This is a genomic window from Quadrisphaera sp. GCM10027208, assembly GCF_042658805.1.
GTDB lineage: Bacteria > Actinomycetota > Actinomycetes > Actinomycetales > SCSIO-59966 > SCSIO-59966.
This window is the reverse complement of sequence record NZ_JBHSRC010000002.1, coordinates 389,633-404,724: the sequence shown is the minus strand read 5'-3', so window position 1 is coordinate 404,724 and position 15,092 is coordinate 389,633. Positions and strand designations below refer to the sequence as shown.

The following is a 15,092-nucleotide window of genomic DNA, read 5'->3' as shown; positions in this document are numbered from 1 at the left end:
CCGGCGATCCCATCACAGGGTTCCGACAGCGCCGCCGTCCCAGCGGGCCTGGGCCATGTCCACCCGGTCCCCGCGCAGCGGGGTGCCCTCGGCGCGGTAGCGGGCGAGGGCCTCGGCGGCGTGCTGCGGGGGCGGCGTCCCGTCGGCGCGCAGCACCCGCCACCAGGGCACCCCACCGCCGTACCGGGACAGCACCGCCCCCACCGCCCGGGGCCCGCCGGCGCCGAGGAGCTCCGCGACGTCCCCGTAGGACAGCACCCGCGCGGGCGGGATCGCCTCGACGACGTCGAGGACGTCGGCGGCGAACGGGGTGAGCGGACGCACCGGTGCCCTCAGCCGGCCAGGTGGCCGCCGGCCGCCAGCTGCTCGAGCTGGAGCACGCTCCACGGCGACAGCGCCCACGGGGTGGCGCGGGCTGCGATGAGGACGTCCGCGACCGCCGTCCAGCGCCACTCGGCGACCTCGACCGGGTCCGGGCGCGGGTCACCGGCGGCCCGGGCGATGAACACCGGGCAGACCTCATTCTCCACCACCCCGCCGGTGTCGGTGGCCCGGTAGGCGAAGTCGGGCAGCACCTCCCGGACGTCGGTGAGGGCCAGCGCGAGCTCCTGGGCGACCCGCCGGCGGACGGCGTCCGCCGGGTCCTCCCCCGGCGCGGGGTGCCCGCAGCAGGAGTTCGTCCACACCCCGGGCCAGGTGCGCTTGCCCAGGGCCCGGCGGGTGACGAGCAGCCTGCCCGCGTCGTCCAGGACGTAGCAGGAGAACGCGAGGTGCAGCGGGGTGTCGGTGGTGTGCACCGTGGCCTTGTCGGCGACCCCGACCGGCCTCCTGCTCTCGTCGAGCAGGACGACCTGCTCCGGTCCCCTCGCCGCCGCCGGTGCGCTCACCCGGGCCACTGTAGGGGCCCTGCCAGCGTCCCAGCCGACCATGGCGCAGAGGAGCGCCCAGGCACCCACCAGATGACGCGCGGCCTACCCTCGGTGAGAACGAAACCGTGACGATGATCTCGCCAAGACGATCACCGAGGAGTCCCCTCTGTCAGCCCGCTCAGTCGCAGACCGCTACCGCGGACGGGAGCACGATGCTCAGCGTGAGCGCGTCGCCGTCCCGGCTCGCCGCGGCGGAACCGCCGAGCTGGTCGGCGAGTGCCCGGACGATCGACAGGCCGAGTCCGCTGGTGCGTCTGGTGCGGGCGGTGTCGCCGGTGTAGAACCGGTCGAACAGGCGGTCCACGTCTACCGGCCGTTCTGGGTCGAGACGGTTGGTGAACGAGCAGACGGCGCCGTCGGCCGTCGACTCGACCCGCACGTTGAGCAGGTCCGTGCCGTGCTGCGCGGCGTTGCGTACGAGGTTCTGCACGATACGCGTGACCTTGCCTGGGTCGGTGGTCACGACGACCGACCGGGCCGGGTTGAACCGGACGTCGAGGCCGGCGGCCTCCAACGGCTCGATTGCCCCGAGCAGACAGTCGGCCACGAGGGTGGCGAGGTCGACCTCCTCCGGCTCGACGCGGTCTCCGGTGAGCAGCAAGGATGCATAGTCGTAGAGGTGGTCGACGAGGACGCCGAGCTCACCGGTGTGCCGCATCGCGACGTCGAGCGCGGCCCGCTGTTCCGCCTCGAGCGCAGACCGGGCGAGGAGCTGCTGGTACCCGCGGATCGCGGTGAGCGGTGTCCGCAGGTCGTGCGAGACATCCGTGATGAGATCGCGGATCTGCTGCTCCTCACGGCGGGCGTGGGCGATCGCGGCCTCGGCGGTCCGGATCGTCCCGTTGACCTCAGCGACCATTTGGTCGACGTCGCGACTCACCATCTGGACGCGCACCGACCGGTGCCCGCCCTCCTCGCCACGCCGGGCGAGCTGCCGGGTAACGGACCGCACCTGCCGAGGCAGGAGCAGAAGCCACGCCGTGACGCCGACGAGGGCCACGGACAGTCCCACGACCGCAACGAGCACCGGGCCCCAGCCTCCGACAGACCTATTTCACGTCCGCCTTTCGGAACATCAGGTAGGCAAGCCCGCCCATCGCCGCGACGGCTCCGACCGAGACGCCGGTCGCCGCGACCATGTCCCCGACGGTACTGGACATTGTCACGTTGTACTCCTCCGCGAAGGGAGTCAACCGCGCCAACGCGCCCAGACCCTCGACGTCCCGGAGGCTGCTGAACACTAGGTCACCCGCGAACGACCAGGTGAACCCGGCGGCCATGACTACCACCGGCCGCAGCCGGAACGCCAGCGGGAGGCAGATGGCCAGCTTCCCGGCGTAGACCAGCCCAGTCACGACCGTGATCACCGCGACGCGCGCCACCGTCGCCGTTGACGGGTCTTTCGGCCCGGCAGCGAGCACGGAGAAGGAGGTCGGCACGGCAGCCGTGAACGCGGCATCGGAGCCCAGCGCGACCAGCGCGGCGACCCCGTAGGGCACGGCGAGCAGGATGACGGCTCCAACGGCCACGACCGCCCGGCTGGCCACGAACGGTCCACGTCCCGCCCCGAGCAGGGCATCGTGCACGGACTTGGTCTCGAACGATCTCGCGACCACCGTGCCGACGAGCAGGGGGCCGAGGAGGCCGACGAGCATGGCGTCGGACAGGGCGGGGACCCCGTTCGCCGCGGCAGGGTCGAGCGCGTCGGCGGCGAGCAGGTGCATCAGCCAGACGTGAAGCCCTGCGGCGACCGCGCACACCAGCAGGCACAACGCCACCGCGGGCGTCCGGCGCAGCATGTACAGGTCCGCGCGCAGCAGATTGACCATCTCACTCTCCCCCAGTGACGGACAGGAAGTAGTCCTCGAGCGTCTCGCCCTCAGTGACGAACCTCGTCGGCCACACGTCGTGGCTGACCAGGATGCGGAGTACCCGCTCGGTGTCGTCGAGGTGACTGCGCAGCCGGACCGTGCCGTCGGGGAAGACCGACAGCTCGGGCGAGTCGAGCGCGGACTCGAGGACGGTGACGAGCTGAGCGGGGTCGGCCGCGGCGAGGTGCAGGGACCGCTGCGTCTGCGACTCGAGCTCCTCCTGGGTGAGGGTGCGGCGGATCCGACCGCGGTCGATGATCACGTAGTCGGTGGCGGTCTGGTACAGCTCCGGCAGGTTGTGGCTCGAGACGATCACCGTGATCGCACGTTCGAAGCTGAGCTGGCGGACGAGGGTGCGGACGTCGACCACGCCGACGGGGTCGAGCCCGTTGACCGGCTCGTCGAGCACCAGCAGCTCCGGGTCCGCGACGAGGGCCACGGCGATACCAAGCCGCTGCCGCATGCCGAGCGAAAAGTCACGCACCCGCTTCCGCCCCACCCCGGTGAGGCCGACGAGATCCAGCAGCTCCTCGTCGAGACTCTCATCGGGTATGCCACGGAGCAGCCGGTGCAGGTGCAGGTTCTGGCGTGCCGTGAGGTTGCCGTCCATCGTCGGAGTCTCGATCAGAGTTCCGATCCGGGCGAGGTCCTCCTGCCGGGGGGCGGAAGCGCTGCTCCCGAACAGCTCGATCGCTCCAGAGGTCGGCAGGCTGAGGCCCGCGATCAGCCGCATCAACGTGGTCTTGCCGGCCCCGTTCTTGCCGATGAGGCCGTAGATCCGGCCGCGTCGGAGTGTCAGGTCCACGTCGTCGACGGCGGTGCTCTGTCCGTACCGCTTCGTCAGGCCCCGTAGGCGCACCACCGTCCCGGTGCCCGCCCGGGGCACGGTGAGTGTGCCGGTGTCTGTGGCCTCGGGCGCCGCCTGCTCGGTCCGGACCGCGTCTGGTGTCATGGCCTCTCCTCGCGTCATGCCAGCACGCTAGGAAGGAGAAGTCAGGCTTCCGTGGGGTCCGGGTGCGAGAGTGTCAAGATTCCGTCAGGTTCTACCCGGTCACAGGCGCGGAGCCCGGTATCCCAGCCCCCAGACGGTCTCGATGTGCTCGGTGCCCGGGTCGGCCACTCGCAGCTTGGCCCGCAGGTTGGACACGTGCGTCTTGACCGCGCCGTGGTCGCCGACGAACGGCTCCCCCCATACGCTCTCGTAGATCGCCGAACGTGAGTGCACTCGGCCTGGCATCTCCATCAGCAGCCCGAGGATCCGCTGCTCGGTGGCGGTCAGCGGGACCTCATGTCCCGCCACGCTCGCCCGCGCCCCGCTCACGTCGAGCTCCAAGTCGCCGTGGCGCAGCACCCGCAGTCCACTGTCCGGCTGCTTGGTGCGACGCAGCAGCACCCCGACGCGTGCGGAGACCTCCGCCAGGTCGAAAGGCTTGGTCACATAGTCGTCAGCTCCCAGCCGGAGGATATCGATCTTTGTGACGACGGCGTCCTTGGCCGACAGCACGAGCACGGGGACGTCGCTACGCCGCCGGAGCTCCTGGAGCAGCACAGACCCGTCGACGTACGGAAGCATCAGGTCGAGGACGACCAGCTCGAACGGGTACCGGTCACCGGCTGATTCGAGCGCCCGGCGCGCCTCCAGCCCATCGGCGGCGACAGTGGTCTCGTACCCGTCCGCGCTGAGCGCCTCCACGAGCAGGCGACGGACATCCCGGTGGTCCTCGACGACCAGGATTCGCGCCACAGTGCCCCACCTCGTAGTGACCGACCGCTTGAGCGTACCTTCAGAGACAAGCCGGTGGCTCAGTACGTGGGCAGGGTCGGGTCGACGTCCCGGACCCACGCCAGCACCCCGCCGTCGAGGTGGACCACCTGGTCGTACCCGTGGCCGCGCAGGACCTGCAGGGCCTGCGCGGAGCGGACACCGGACTTGCAGTACAGCACCGTGCGGCGGTCGCGGGGCAGCTCCGCGATCGCGTCGCCGGACAGGATCCCCGGCAGCGGCACGACCCGCGAGCCCGGGATGGACACCAGCGCGGCCTCCTCCTCGCCGCGGACGTCGACGACGTCGACGTCGCCGGCCTGCAGCCAGCGGGCCAGGGTCGGCGCGTCGACCACGGCGTCCGGTCCGAGTGCCGGGGGCGCCGGTGCACAGGCCGCGGCCGCATCGGTGAGCGAGGTGACCGGCGCGGCGTGCGGGTCGGGCCGCACGGTGACCGTGCGCCACGTCATCGCCAGCGCGTCGAGGACGAGCAGCCGGCCGAGCAGCGGCTCGCCCGCCCCGGTGACGAGCTTGACCGCCTCGGTGGCCATCACCGAGCCGACCGCGCCGACCATCGCGCCGAGCACGCCGCCCTCCGCGCAGGAGGGCACCGCCCCGGGCGGGGGCGGCTCGGGGAACAGGTCCCGGTAGGTCGGGCCGTGCCCGGCCCAGAACACGCTGACCTGGGCGTCGAACCGGAACACCGAGCCCCAGACCTCCGGGACGCCGAGCAGCGAGCACGCGTCGGACACCAGGTACCGGGTGGGGAAGTTGTCGGCGCCGTCGACGACGAGGTCGTAGCCGGCCAGGACCTCCAGGGCGTTGTCGGCGGTGAGCCGCTCACGGTGCGGGACGACGGTGACGAGCGGGTTGAGCCGGGCCAGCGCGTCGACGGCGCTGTCGACCTTGGGCCGGCCGACGTCGTCGGTGCCGTGGACGACCTGCCGCTGCAGGTTCGAGGTGTCGACGACGTCGTCGTCGACGACGCCGATGGTCCCGACGCCGGCAGCGGCCAGATAGGTGAGGACCGGCGCCCCGAGGCCACCGGCGCCGACGACGAGCACCCGGGCGGCGGCCAGGCGCCGCTGGCCCTGCTCGCCGATCCCCGGCAGCAGGACGTGCCGGGAGTACCGCTCGACCTGCTCAGCACGCAGCGGCGGGCCCGGCTCGACGAGCGGCGGCAGGCTCACGGCGCCGCCTCGGCGTCCGGCTCCACCCACGCGTTCGGCACGCAGGGGGCGACCTGCTTGGACTGCTGCTGCATCACCGGCGCCAGCTCGCCGGGAGCCGGGCAGGTGACGTGCCCGTGGCCCAGGACGTGGCCGACCTCGTGGTTGACGAGGTACTGCCGGTAGGCGGTGAGGTCGTGGGCGTACTCGTCCGTGCCGTGCACCCAGCGGTACATGGTGAGGATGGCCCGCGGGCCCTGCCGGCAGGACAGCTTGCCGAAGGTCTGCAGCGGCCGGCACATCGCCGCGGAGGTCTGCGGGCTGGCCAGGACGACGACGACGTCGGCCTGCCCGTCGGTGCGCGAGAACGTCCAGCCGTCCGACGGCCACCCGCGGGGGTCGTTGAGGGTCTCCAGGACGAAGTCGGCGAAGGCCTGCCCGTCGACGTCCAGACCCCCTTCGACCTCGACCCGCACCCGCCGCTCCCGTCCCGCGGTGGGGGCCGGGGCGCTGCCGGGGACGACGACGGTGCCACCGGTGCCCCGGTCGACGACCTCGTCGGAGCGCAGGCCGGCGCGCTCGGCCGCGGACGGTGGGGGCACGGCGGTGACCACGGGGGCGTCCTGGGCGACGGCAGCGGTCGGGGGGGCCGAGACCGGTGGCGGCGGCGACGACGTGCCGGTCCGGGCGGCCGGGTCCGCGGAGACCTGCGCGCAGCCGGTGACGAGGACACCGGCGGCGAGCGTGGCGACGGCGTGCCGTAGCCGCCTGCGCCGGAGTCGCCTCACCTGTCCCGTCAGTCCCACCGCAGCAGGATGACACGCGCCGTAGCACAGCCGCGACGACGCCCGCTGGTCAGGTCAGGTCAGGTCAGGTCAGGTCAGGTCAGGTCAGGACGGCGGCCACCCGGCGGTTGCAGGCGCCGAGCACCGCCTTGACGAGCGCCTGGGCCGGGTCCGCGCCCACCGGGACCGCGCCGCCGAGCTGCTCGGGGCCACGCGGGGTGAGCAGCGTGACCAGGACGACCGCGGTGTCCTGGCCGGCGACCGGGACGACGTCCGCGGCCTCAACGTCCAGCCGGAGCCGACCGAGCGAGGCGGACTCCACCGCCCGAACCGTCGCGGTGGCGAGCGCCCGGCGCACCCCGCCCGGCGTGGCCGCGCCCTCCGCGATGCCGGTGTGGTGCTCCTCCCCGGCCCGCAGCACGACCGTGCAGGACGCCGTGTGCGCCTCGGTGACCTGCTGCACCCGCTCGAGCACGAGCCGGGACCGTTGGACCGGCAGCGCCCGTGCGGCGGGACGCTCGGCGTCCGCCTTGCCGGCGGAGGTGTCACGGAGCGTCTTGGCCACGTCGCCGAGTGTGGCACCTGGGACCGACACCGGCACAGGCCGAATGGGCTCAGGTCACCCGTTGGAGTGACCGGTGCGTACCATTCCGGCTCGCCAGGAGGCCCCACCGCCTGGGCACTGCGAGCAAGAGACAGCAAGAGACGAGGTACCGACGTGGCCGTGGACCCGCAGCACGCCGCCCCTGCCGGGCGCGGCGGACGGCTGCCCCGCACCGCTCGACGGGCCCAGCTGCTCGTCGCCGCGCAGCAGGTGTTCGCCGAGAACGGCTACCACGCGGCAGCGATGGACGACATCGCCGACCGGGCCGGGGTCAGCAAACCCGTGCTCTACCAGCACTTCCCCGGCAAGCTGGACCTCTACCTCGCCGTCCTGGACCAGCACATCGAGGACCTCACGGCGGGGATCCGGCGGGCCCTGGAGTCGACCACCGACAACAAGCAGCGGGTGGCCGCGACGATCAGCGCCTACTTCGACTTCGTCGACCGCGAGGACGCCCCCTTCCGGCTGGTGTTCGAGTCGGACCTGACCAACGACCCGGCAGTGCGTGAGCGGGTGGACCGCCTCGAGCAGCTGTGCGCGGAGGCGATCGCCGACGTCATCGGCGAGGACACCGGACTGCCCCGGGCCCAGTCCGAGCTGCTCGGCACCGCCCTGACCGGGATGGCTCAGGTGACCGCGCGGTACTGGCTGCAGTGCGGTCGCGCGATCCCCCGCGAGGAGGCCGAGCGGCTGACCGGCCAGCTCTCCTGGCGAGGGATCGGCGGGTTCCCCAAGCACGGGGAGCCGGCCGGGGACGGGGCCTGAGCGGACCGTCCGAGCACCGTGGTGGGATGGGCCCACCGCACCACCCGACGACACAGGAGGTGGCCTCCCATGGAGGTCCGGATCGGCATCCAGAACGCGGCCCGCGAGATCGTGCTGGAGTCCTCGCAGGCCCCCGACGAGGTGGCCGCCGTCGTCGCCGCGGCACTCGAGCAGGGCACGGTGCTGGAGCTGCGAGACGAGCGGGGCCGGCTGCTCGTCGTCCCGGTGCCGGCACTGGCCTACGTCGAGATCGGCGTCGAGGAGCGTGGCCGGGTGGGGTTCGGGACGCTCTGACCCGTGTCGGGGTGCGGCCGTGATCACCCCGTGGCAGTCTCCCCCCGCGATCGGGAAAGACGTTCCTGACGCGGACTCGCAGCCGTGCTGCAGGGAGGGAGACCCATGGAGCTCGTCGGGCTCATCATCTTCGGTGGCGTGATCGGCGCCCTCGCCCGCCTCGTCATGCCGGGGGACCAGAACCTCGGCATCCTCTGGACCATCATCCTCGGCGTCCTCGGTGCGCTGGTCGGCTACTGGCTGAGCGGCGTCCTCGGGGTGGAGGACACCCCCGGCATCGACTGGATCCGCTGGATCATCAGCACCGTCGCCGCCGTCCTGTTCATCAGCATCTACATCGGCGTCCGGGGCCGTCAACGGGTGTGACCTCCCTACCCACTGGCCGCGCTCGCAGGCCGCTGCCCGCGCCTGGGTGGCGGCCTGCGACGTACCGGGCTCAGGCGGTCAGCCCCAGCCGGCGCATCCGGTGGGTGTGCCGCTCAGTGAGCCGGGTGAACATCCGGCCCACCTCCGCGAGGTCCGCGCCGGCAACCGTCGGAGCCCCGGCCAGACCGCCGACCAGCAGGGCCGCGAGGGCCTCCCGGTCGGCGGCGACCCGCTGGGCCTGGCTGAGCGCCTCCCCCACCAGGCGGCGTCCCCACAGGGCGAGCCGGCCGGCCACCCGCGGGTCGGCCTCGATCGCCGACCGGACCGTCGTCACCACGAAGTCGGCGTGGCCGGCGTCCTGCAGCACGGTCTCGACCAGCGCACGGGTCTCCTCGTCGACGTACCGGGACACCTCCCGGTAGAAGTCGGTCGCGATCCCGTCACCGACGTAGGCCTTGACCAGGCCCTCCAGCCAGGTGCTCGGGGCGGTCCGCTCGTGAAAGGCGTCGACGGCTGCGGCGAACGGGGTCATCGCCGCCTCCGGGTCGGCGCCGAGCTGCTCGAGCCGGTCGACGAGCAGCTCGAAGTGGCCGAACTCGGTGACGGCCATCCGGCCGAGCTTGACCTTGTCCAGCAGCGTCGGGGCGAGCTCGGCGTCCTCGGCCATCCGCGTGAAGGCGGTGATCTCACCGTAGGCGAGGGCGCCGAGCAGGTCGACGACGGCGGTCGTGTAGTCCGGCCGTTCGGTGTCGGGCTCGACGTCGCCGGGGTGACTCGTCGCGTCCTGCGGGTGGCTGGTCGCGGGCACGGCGGGCAGCCTAGTGGGACCCGGCCGCGGCGGGACGGTGCGGCGGATGTGCCCTCCGGCGCGCGAGCGGCTACCCTGGGCGGGTACCTCGGTTGACCGGTCGCACGCCACGATCGGCTGCCGACCCACCGCGGAGAGGCCCGCCGGCCGTTCGCCGCCCCACGTTCTCCGGGACCATTCCCACGAGACGGCGCCCGGCGCGAGGCCCCCGCCCCGAGATGTGAGGTCCTCCCCTGTCCGTCGACGAGATCACACCAGAGAACGACATCCAGACCGCCGAGACGGTCGAGCCCACCCGTACCGAGCTGGCCGAGCGCAGCTTCGCCGACTACGGCGTCCAGGCCGAGATCGTCGAGGCGCTCGCCGAGGTCGGCATCACCTACCCCTTCCCGATCCAGGCGATGACGCTGCCGGTGGCGCTGCAGGGCCACGACATCATCGGCCAGGCCAAGACCGGGACCGGCAAGACGCTCGGCTTCGGCATCCCCCTGCTGCAGCGGGTGGCCGGACCCGGCGAGCCGGGCTGGGACGACCTCGAGGCGCCCGGCAAGCCGCAGGCCCTCGTCGTCGTGCCCACCCGCGAGCTCGCCGTCCAGGTGGCCGGAGACCTGCAGGTCGCGAGCCGGCGCCGGGCTGCGCGGGTGCTCACCGTGTACGGCGGGCGCGCCTACGAGCCGCAGGTCGAGGCGCTGCAGCGCGGCGTCGAGATCGTCGTCGGCACCCCTGGGCGCCTGCTCGACCTGGCTCAGCAGGGTCACCTCGAGCTGCGGTACGCCCGCGCCGTCGTCCTGGACGAGGCCGACGAGATGCTCGACCTCGGGTTCCTCCCGGACGTCGAGCGGCTGCTCTCCCTGACCCCGGCCGGCCGGCACACCATGCTCTTCTCGGCGACGATGCCCGGCCCGGTCGTGGCCCTGGCCCGCCGGTACATGACCCAGCCCACCCACATCAGGGCCACCGACCCCGAGGACACCGGCGCCACCGTCGCCGCGGTCACCCAGGTCGTCTACCGGGCGCACGCGATGGACAAGATCGAGGTGCTGGCCCGGCTGCTGCAGGCGGAGGGCCGCGGCCTGACGATCGTGTTCGCCCGGACCAAGCGCACCGCCGCCAACGTCGCCGAGCAGCTCGCCGAGCGCGGCTTCGCCGCCGGGTCGCTGCACGGTGACCTCGGTCAGGGAGCCCGTGAGCAGGCCCTGCGAGCCTTCCGGAACGGGAAGATCGACGTCCTGGTGGCGACCGACGTCGCCGCCCGTGGTATCGACGTGGACGACGTCACCCACGTCGTGAACTACCAGTGCCCCGAGGACGAGAAGATGTACCTGCACCGGATCGGGCGCACCGCCCGCGCGGGGAACACCGGGACCGCGGTGACCTTCGTGGACTGGGACGACCTGCACCGCTGGGCGATGATCGACCGGACGCTCGACCTCGGGATCCCGGAGCCGGTCGAGACGTACTCGACCTCGCCGCACCTGTACGCCGAGCTCAACATCCCCGAGGGGACGACCGGGCGGCTGCCCCGGTCCGCCCGGACCCGCCCGGGCCTGGACGCCGAACAGCTCGAGGACCTCGGGGAGACCGGGCAGCGACGCCCGGGCGGCCGGTCCGGGGACAGGGCCGGACGGTCCGGGGACGGCGACCGGTCCCGTGGCCGCGGGGGTGCCCGCGCGGGCGAACGCTCCAGCCGGCACGGCGGTGACGGCGAGGAGGCCGGGGACCGCCCGCGTCGCAGCCGCAGCCGCACCCGCACCCGCACCCGCAGTGGTGAGCCCGTGGGCACGTCAGCCGGGGAGCCGCAGGGCTCGGCCCGAGCCGAGGGCGGGTCGGAGCCGTCGGCGGCCGGTGCGTCGACCGGACGCGACGGCGCACCGCGCCGGCGTCGCCGTCGCCGTGGTGGCCGCGGCGCGGGTGGGCAGCAGTCCGAGGGCTGACCGAGCTGGTCCGCCGCCGTACGGGCTAGCGGCGCGCCTGCTCGGCCGCGGCCGCCGGGTCGTGCGGCTGGAGCCCCCACGCCTGGACGAGCCCTGCGGCCACCGCCCGGTAGGCCTCGGCTCCCTTCGAGCCCCTCGACGTCCGCAGGATCGAACGGCCGACCGCGGGGGCCTCGGCGAACCGCACCGACTTGGGGATCGGTGGGCTCAGCACCGGCAGCCCGTAGCGCTCCTGGACGTCAGCCAGCACGGCCCGCGCGTGGACGGTCCGGCCGTCGAACATCGTCGGCAGCAGACCGCGGACGACGAGGTCGCGGTTGAGGATGCGCTGGACGTCGGCGACGGTGTCGAGCAGCTGTCCCACGCCGCGGTGGCTGAGCATCTCGGCCTGCAACGGCACGAGCAGCTCGTCGGCGGCGGTCAGCGCGTTCAGGGTCAGCACCCCCAGCGAGGGCGAGCAGTCCAGCAGGACGACGTCGTACCGTCCCGCGACCGGCTCCAGGACGGTACGCAGCACGTACTCCCGACCCGGGCGGGGCAGCAGCACGGCCTCGGTGCCGGCCAGGTCGATGGCCGCGGGCAGCACGTCGACGCCGTCGTCGGCCTCCAGCAGCGCCTCGGCCGCGGTCGCGGCACCGGTGAGCACCTCGTGCACGGACACCTCGACGGCGTCCGGGTCGATGCCGAGGGAGAACGTCAGACAGGCCTGCGGGTCGAGGTCGACGAGCAGCGGACGCAGGCCCAGCTCCGCGAACGCCGCGCCCAGGGAGGCGACGGTCGTCGTCTTGGCCACGCCGCCCTTCTGGTTGGCCACCGCCATCGTCAGGGTCACGGGCCTGCCTCTCTCGTCGACGCGGGTGCCGGCGGCACGCCGGTGCCCGGGCCATTCTCGCCTGGGGCCGCCGATGCGGAACAATCCCGGTCGTGGAGCTGATCGCCGAGCTGGGCACAGGCCCCCGTGAGGTCGGGCGCGCTCGGCGCATCCTGGCCAGGGCGCTCTCCACCTGGGGTATCGACGGCGAGCCCGCCGAGGTGGCGGTGCTCCTGACCAGCGAGCTGGTGACGAACGCGATCCGGCACGGCAGCGGCCCGATCCGGGTGCGCGCCGGGGTGGACGACCGGCGTCTGCGGGTCGAGGTCGACGACGACGCCGGCGGCACCCTGTCACCCCGCCGCGCCGCGCCCACCGACGTCGACGGCCGCGGGCTGCACCTCGTGGAGACCCTCTCCGACCGGTGGGGGTACCGGACGGCGGACGGCGGCAAACGGGTCTGGTTCGAGCTGCCGGCGGGCTGAGCGCACGGGCTCCGGGACGCCGCCCGCCGACCGCCCCGGCCGGCGCGCCGACCTGCGATCTTCGTCGATCCCCGTCACCGTAGGGGCATGACCGATGCCGGGCTGTTCTCGCCGGCGAGCGTGACGTGGCGCGTGCACGCCGATCCGCTCGTCGGCCTGGCCGGCCTGCGCGCCCTGCTGCTGCGAGCGCTGCACCCGGTCGCCGACGACGCCACCGCCCAGCGCGACTACCTGACCCGTGCCCGGTTGCGGGACGACCCGTGGGGCCGGTTGCGGGACCTCACCGACGCCGTCACGATCACCACGTTCGGCAGCGCGGCGGAGGCGTTGACCGTGGCGGCCCGGGCCCGGGCCGTCATCGGGACGCTGACCGGGTCCCGCAGCGTGGGCGGACGCTGGCAGGGGGACGACGAGGACCTGCTGCTGTGGGAGCACGTCTGCCGGGTCGACTCGTTCCTCACCGTGGTGCGCCGCGGCGGGCTGCGGCTCACCGACCAGGAGGCCGACGACTACGTCGCCGAGCAGGTCCGGGCGGCGTCGCTGTGCGGGCTGGAGCCGGACGTCGTCCCCTCGACCGTGGCGGCGCTCACCGAGCACCTGAACCGCACGCGCGCCGAGCTGGCGGTCGGCCCGGCGAGCCGCCGCCTGGCCCAGGAGGTGGTGTCCCCCGCCGAGGACCTCACCGAGCTGCCGGTCTGGGCGGGGGTGTCCGGACTGGCGTTCGCGGCGCTTCCCGACTGGGCGCGGCGGATGTACGCCCTGGCGGAGCTGCCCGGCGCCGCGGGGCTGGTCGGGACCGGGGTGGACACGGCGCTGCGGATGGTGCGCACGACGCTGACCGGCCCCCGGTCGTGGCGGGTCGAGCCTAGGGCTGGCCTGGACGCACCGGCGCCGAGCCCGTCGCCTGCTCGAGGATCCGCAGGTACTCCTCCTCGGCGGTGAGGTTCTCCCCGATCCGGTTCGGCTTGCCGTCCCCGTGGTAGTCGCTGGACCCGGTGACGATGAGGTTCCACCGGCGCGCCAGGGCCCGAAGGTGCTCCCGCTGCTCGGGGTCGTGGTCCCGGTGGTCGACCTCCAACCCGGCCAGTCCGGCGTCCACCATGGCCTCGACGACGTCATCCCCGACGGTGCGCCCGCGCCGGCTGGCCAGCGGGTGGGCGAAGACCGGCACGCCGCCGGCCTCGCGGACCAGACGCACCGCCGTGACCGGGTCGGGCGCGTAGTGCGGCACGTAGTACCGGGACCGCTCGGTGAGCACGTCACGGAAAACGGTGTCCCGGTCCGGGAAGTAGCCGAGGTCGACCAGCGCGTCGGCCAGGTGGGGGCGCCCGACGGTCGTCCCTGCGCGGGTGTGGTCGAGGACGGCCTGCCAGGTCAGGCGCGGGTAGTCGGCGGCCACGAGCTCGACCATGCGCTCGGCGCGGTGCAGGCGCGACTCCCGGGCGCGTTCGGTCTCGGTCAGCAGCCCCGGCGCGGCAGGGTCCTGCAGGTAGCTCAGCAGGTGGACGCTCACCCCGTGGTAGGAGCACGAGACCTCGGTTCCCGGCACCAGGACGATCCCGTACCGACGGGCGGCGTCGGCCGCCTCGGCCCACCCGGCGGTGGTGTCGTGGTCGGTGAGCGCGACGACGTCCAGACCGGCCTCGACGGCGCTGCGGACCACCTCGGCGGGCGGCTGGGTGCCGTCGGAGGCGGTGGAGTGCGTGTGGAGGTCGATGCGCACCAGCGGAGCCTACGGCCGGGCCCCTCGACCCAGGACGGGCACCGGTCAGGTCAGCCGCGGGCACGCGGCCCCGGTGGGCGGGAACAGCGCCGGCCCGCCCTCGCGGACGTCGACGAGCTCGAGCGGTTCGAGCAGCAGCGCGGACGCCGACGCCGGCCACACCAGCACCCACAGCCACACACCACGGGACTCACCGACGAACGCGACCCGGTCGCCGGCGCCGTCCACGTGCCACAACGGGGTGTGCTGGCCGTGGGCGTGGACCTTGACGTCCGGACGGCCGGTCACCACCGTCTCGCCGGGGTCGACGTCGCCCAGCCCGGCCAGCGACGCGCCGAGACCGACGCCGGGACCCTCGGCGACGAGGAGGACGTCGGCGGGATGCTCACCGGGCACGGCCGGGTTGGGCGTGGGGTTGGGACCCGACACAGCCACGACGGTGGCGACCGGCCCCTGCCGCGCCGCTCCGGCCTCGCCCACGCCGCTGAGCAGCCAGCCGTGCGGCAGGGGCCACGGCACCCAGACCGGGACGGTGGACCGGCGGGCGACGTCGGCCAGCCACGCGGCGGACGGCGGGTGCGGCGGCTGGAACGGTGGGACCTGGCCGTGAGCGGGGCAGGTCCAGCCGCTGGCCCGCAGCCCCGGCGGGCGCACCGGCTCCGCGCACCGGGGGCAGCAGGGTTCGTTCCGCACGCAGGTCACGGTCCCGTCCCGGGTTCCCCGGGTCAAGGGACCCCGGTGCCCTCACCTCCCCGGCCGCCGACCCGGCCAGACGCCTACCCTGCA

19 protein-coding genes are annotated in these 15,092 nt (G+C 73.8%); 6 read left to right on the top strand and 13 right to left on the bottom strand.

Features of this window, described 5'->3' with window-relative positions; all coding sequences use genetic code 11:
• Nucleotides 1–12 precede the first annotated feature (12 nt).
• From ACFP6A_RS05010 to ACFP6A_RS04970, 9 genes are all read right to left on the bottom strand, one after another.
• Nucleotides 13–324 carry an MGMT family protein gene (locus ACFP6A_RS05010; RefSeq protein ID WP_379602016.1) on the bottom strand — a complete coding sequence of 104 codons (312 nt, stop codon included), beginning with the start codon at nucleotides 322–324 and terminating at the stop codon, nucleotides 13–15.
• 8 nt (nucleotides 325–332) lie between these two features.
• Nucleotides 333–887 (bottom strand): isopentenyl-diphosphate Delta-isomerase, encoded by a 555-nt coding sequence (idi, locus tag ACFP6A_RS05005; protein ID WP_379602015.1) that lies wholly within the window; start codon nucleotides 885–887, stop codon nucleotides 333–335.
• Between the two features lie 160 nt (nucleotides 888–1,047).
• The gene (locus ACFP6A_RS05000; protein ID WP_379602014.1) at nucleotides 1,048–1,956 is read right to left on the bottom strand and encodes a sensor histidine kinase; all 909 of its coding nucleotides are present in this window, start codon (nucleotides 1,954–1,956) and stop codon (nucleotides 1,048–1,050) included.
• Between the two features lie 22 nt (nucleotides 1,957–1,978).
• Nucleotides 1,979–2,758 carry a hypothetical protein gene (locus tag ACFP6A_RS04995; protein ID WP_379602012.1) on the bottom strand — a complete coding sequence of 260 codons (780 nt, stop codon included), beginning with the start codon at nucleotides 2,756–2,758 and terminating at the stop codon, nucleotides 1,979–1,981.
• Nucleotide 2,759: 1 nt separating this feature from the next.
• Complete coding sequence (locus ACFP6A_RS04990) at nucleotides 2,760–3,752, bottom strand: ABC transporter ATP-binding protein (protein WP_379602011.1); 993 nt, start codon at nucleotides 3,750–3,752, stop codon at nucleotides 2,760–2,762.
• 99 nt (nucleotides 3,753–3,851) lie between these two features.
• Entirely contained in the window at nucleotides 3,852–4,544 is a 693-nt protein-coding gene (locus tag ACFP6A_RS04985; protein WP_379602009.1) for a response regulator transcription factor, read from the bottom strand.
• Between the two features lie 59 nt (nucleotides 4,545–4,603).
• Nucleotides 4,604–5,752, bottom strand: a complete 1,149-nt coding sequence (gene moeB / locus ACFP6A_RS04980) for a molybdopterin-synthase adenylyltransferase MoeB (protein WP_379602008.1) — start codon at nucleotides 5,750–5,752, stop codon at nucleotides 4,604–4,606.
• Entirely contained in the window at nucleotides 5,749–6,537 is a 789-nt protein-coding gene (locus ACFP6A_RS04975) for a DUF3152 domain-containing protein (protein WP_379602007.1), read from the bottom strand. Before ACFP6A_RS04975 ends, moeB begins: the two co-directional genes overlap by 4 nt.
• 79 nt (nucleotides 6,538–6,616) lie before the next feature.
• On the bottom strand, nucleotides 6,617–7,081 hold the full coding sequence (locus tag ACFP6A_RS04970) for a hypothetical protein (RefSeq protein ID WP_379602005.1): 465 nt from the start codon (nucleotides 7,079–7,081) through the stop codon (nucleotides 6,617–6,619).
• A gap of 153 nt (nucleotides 7,082–7,234) precedes the next feature.
• Between ACFP6A_RS04970 and ACFP6A_RS04965 the strand changes: the two genes are divergently transcribed.
• The 3 genes from ACFP6A_RS04965 to ACFP6A_RS04955 all read left to right on the top strand — a co-directional run bounded on the left by ACFP6A_RS04965 (nucleotide 7,235) and on the right by ACFP6A_RS04955 (nucleotide 8,545).
• Nucleotides 7,235–7,885 carry a TetR/AcrR family transcriptional regulator gene (locus tag ACFP6A_RS04965; RefSeq protein WP_379602003.1) on the top strand — a complete coding sequence of 217 codons (651 nt, stop codon included), beginning with the start codon at nucleotides 7,235–7,237 and terminating at the stop codon, nucleotides 7,883–7,885.
• 69 nt (nucleotides 7,886–7,954) lie between these two features.
• Nucleotides 7,955–8,179 (top strand): DUF3107 domain-containing protein, encoded by a 225-nt coding sequence (locus ACFP6A_RS04960; protein WP_379602001.1) that lies wholly within the window; start codon nucleotides 7,955–7,957, stop codon nucleotides 8,177–8,179.
• A 105-nt stretch (nucleotides 8,180–8,284) separates the two neighbouring features.
• Nucleotides 8,285–8,545: a GlsB/YeaQ/YmgE family stress response membrane protein gene (locus ACFP6A_RS04955; protein ID WP_379601999.1), complete on the top strand. Its 261-nt coding sequence runs from the start codon at nucleotides 8,285–8,287 to the stop codon at nucleotides 8,543–8,545.
• 70 nt (nucleotides 8,546–8,615) lie between these two features.
• Here ACFP6A_RS04955 and ACFP6A_RS04950 read toward each other — a convergent pair whose 3' ends face one another.
• Nucleotides 8,616–9,362 (bottom strand): ferritin-like fold-containing protein, encoded by a 747-nt coding sequence (locus ACFP6A_RS04950; RefSeq protein WP_379602173.1) that lies wholly within the window; start codon nucleotides 9,360–9,362, stop codon nucleotides 8,616–8,618.
• A 257-nt stretch (nucleotides 9,363–9,619) separates the two neighbouring features.
• On the opposite strand from ACFP6A_RS04950, the gene ACFP6A_RS04945 reads away from it, so the two are divergent.
• The gene (locus ACFP6A_RS04945; protein WP_379602171.1) at nucleotides 9,620–11,287 is read left to right on the top strand and encodes a DEAD/DEAH box helicase; all 1,668 of its coding nucleotides are present in this window, start codon (nucleotides 9,620–9,622) and stop codon (nucleotides 11,285–11,287) included.
• Between the two features lie 25 nt (nucleotides 11,288–11,312).
• On the opposite strand, the gene ACFP6A_RS04940 is transcribed toward ACFP6A_RS04945, so the two are convergent.
• A complete protein-coding gene (locus ACFP6A_RS04940; RefSeq protein WP_379602170.1) occupies nucleotides 11,313–12,107 on the bottom strand; it encodes a ParA family protein in 795 nt (264 codons plus the stop codon).
• Nucleotides 12,108–12,211: 104 nt separating this feature from the next.
• On the opposite strand from ACFP6A_RS04940, the gene ACFP6A_RS04935 reads away from it, so the two are divergent.
• Both ACFP6A_RS04935 and ACFP6A_RS04930 read left to right on the top strand, forming a co-directional pair.
• A complete protein-coding gene (locus ACFP6A_RS04935; RefSeq protein WP_379601998.1) occupies nucleotides 12,212–12,583 on the top strand; it encodes an ATP-binding protein in 372 nt (123 codons plus the stop codon).
• Between the two features lie 87 nt (nucleotides 12,584–12,670).
• On the top strand, nucleotides 12,671–13,525 hold the full coding sequence (locus ACFP6A_RS04930; RefSeq protein ID WP_379601996.1) for an oxygenase MpaB family protein: 855 nt from the start codon (nucleotides 12,671–12,673) through the stop codon (nucleotides 13,523–13,525).
• Here the strand turns inward: ACFP6A_RS04930 and ACFP6A_RS04925 are convergent.
• The gene (locus ACFP6A_RS04925) at nucleotides 13,449–14,306 is read right to left on the bottom strand and encodes a PHP domain-containing protein (RefSeq protein WP_379601995.1); all 858 of its coding nucleotides are present in this window, start codon (nucleotides 14,304–14,306) and stop codon (nucleotides 13,449–13,451) included. The genes ACFP6A_RS04930 and ACFP6A_RS04925 overlap by 77 nt on opposite strands.
• Nucleotides 14,307–14,351: 45 nt before the next feature.
• Complete coding sequence (locus ACFP6A_RS04920; RefSeq protein ID WP_379601994.1) at nucleotides 14,352–14,999, bottom strand: DUF6758 family protein; 648 nt, start codon at nucleotides 14,997–14,999, stop codon at nucleotides 14,352–14,354.
• Between the last annotated feature and the right edge of the window lie 93 nt (nucleotides 15,000–15,092).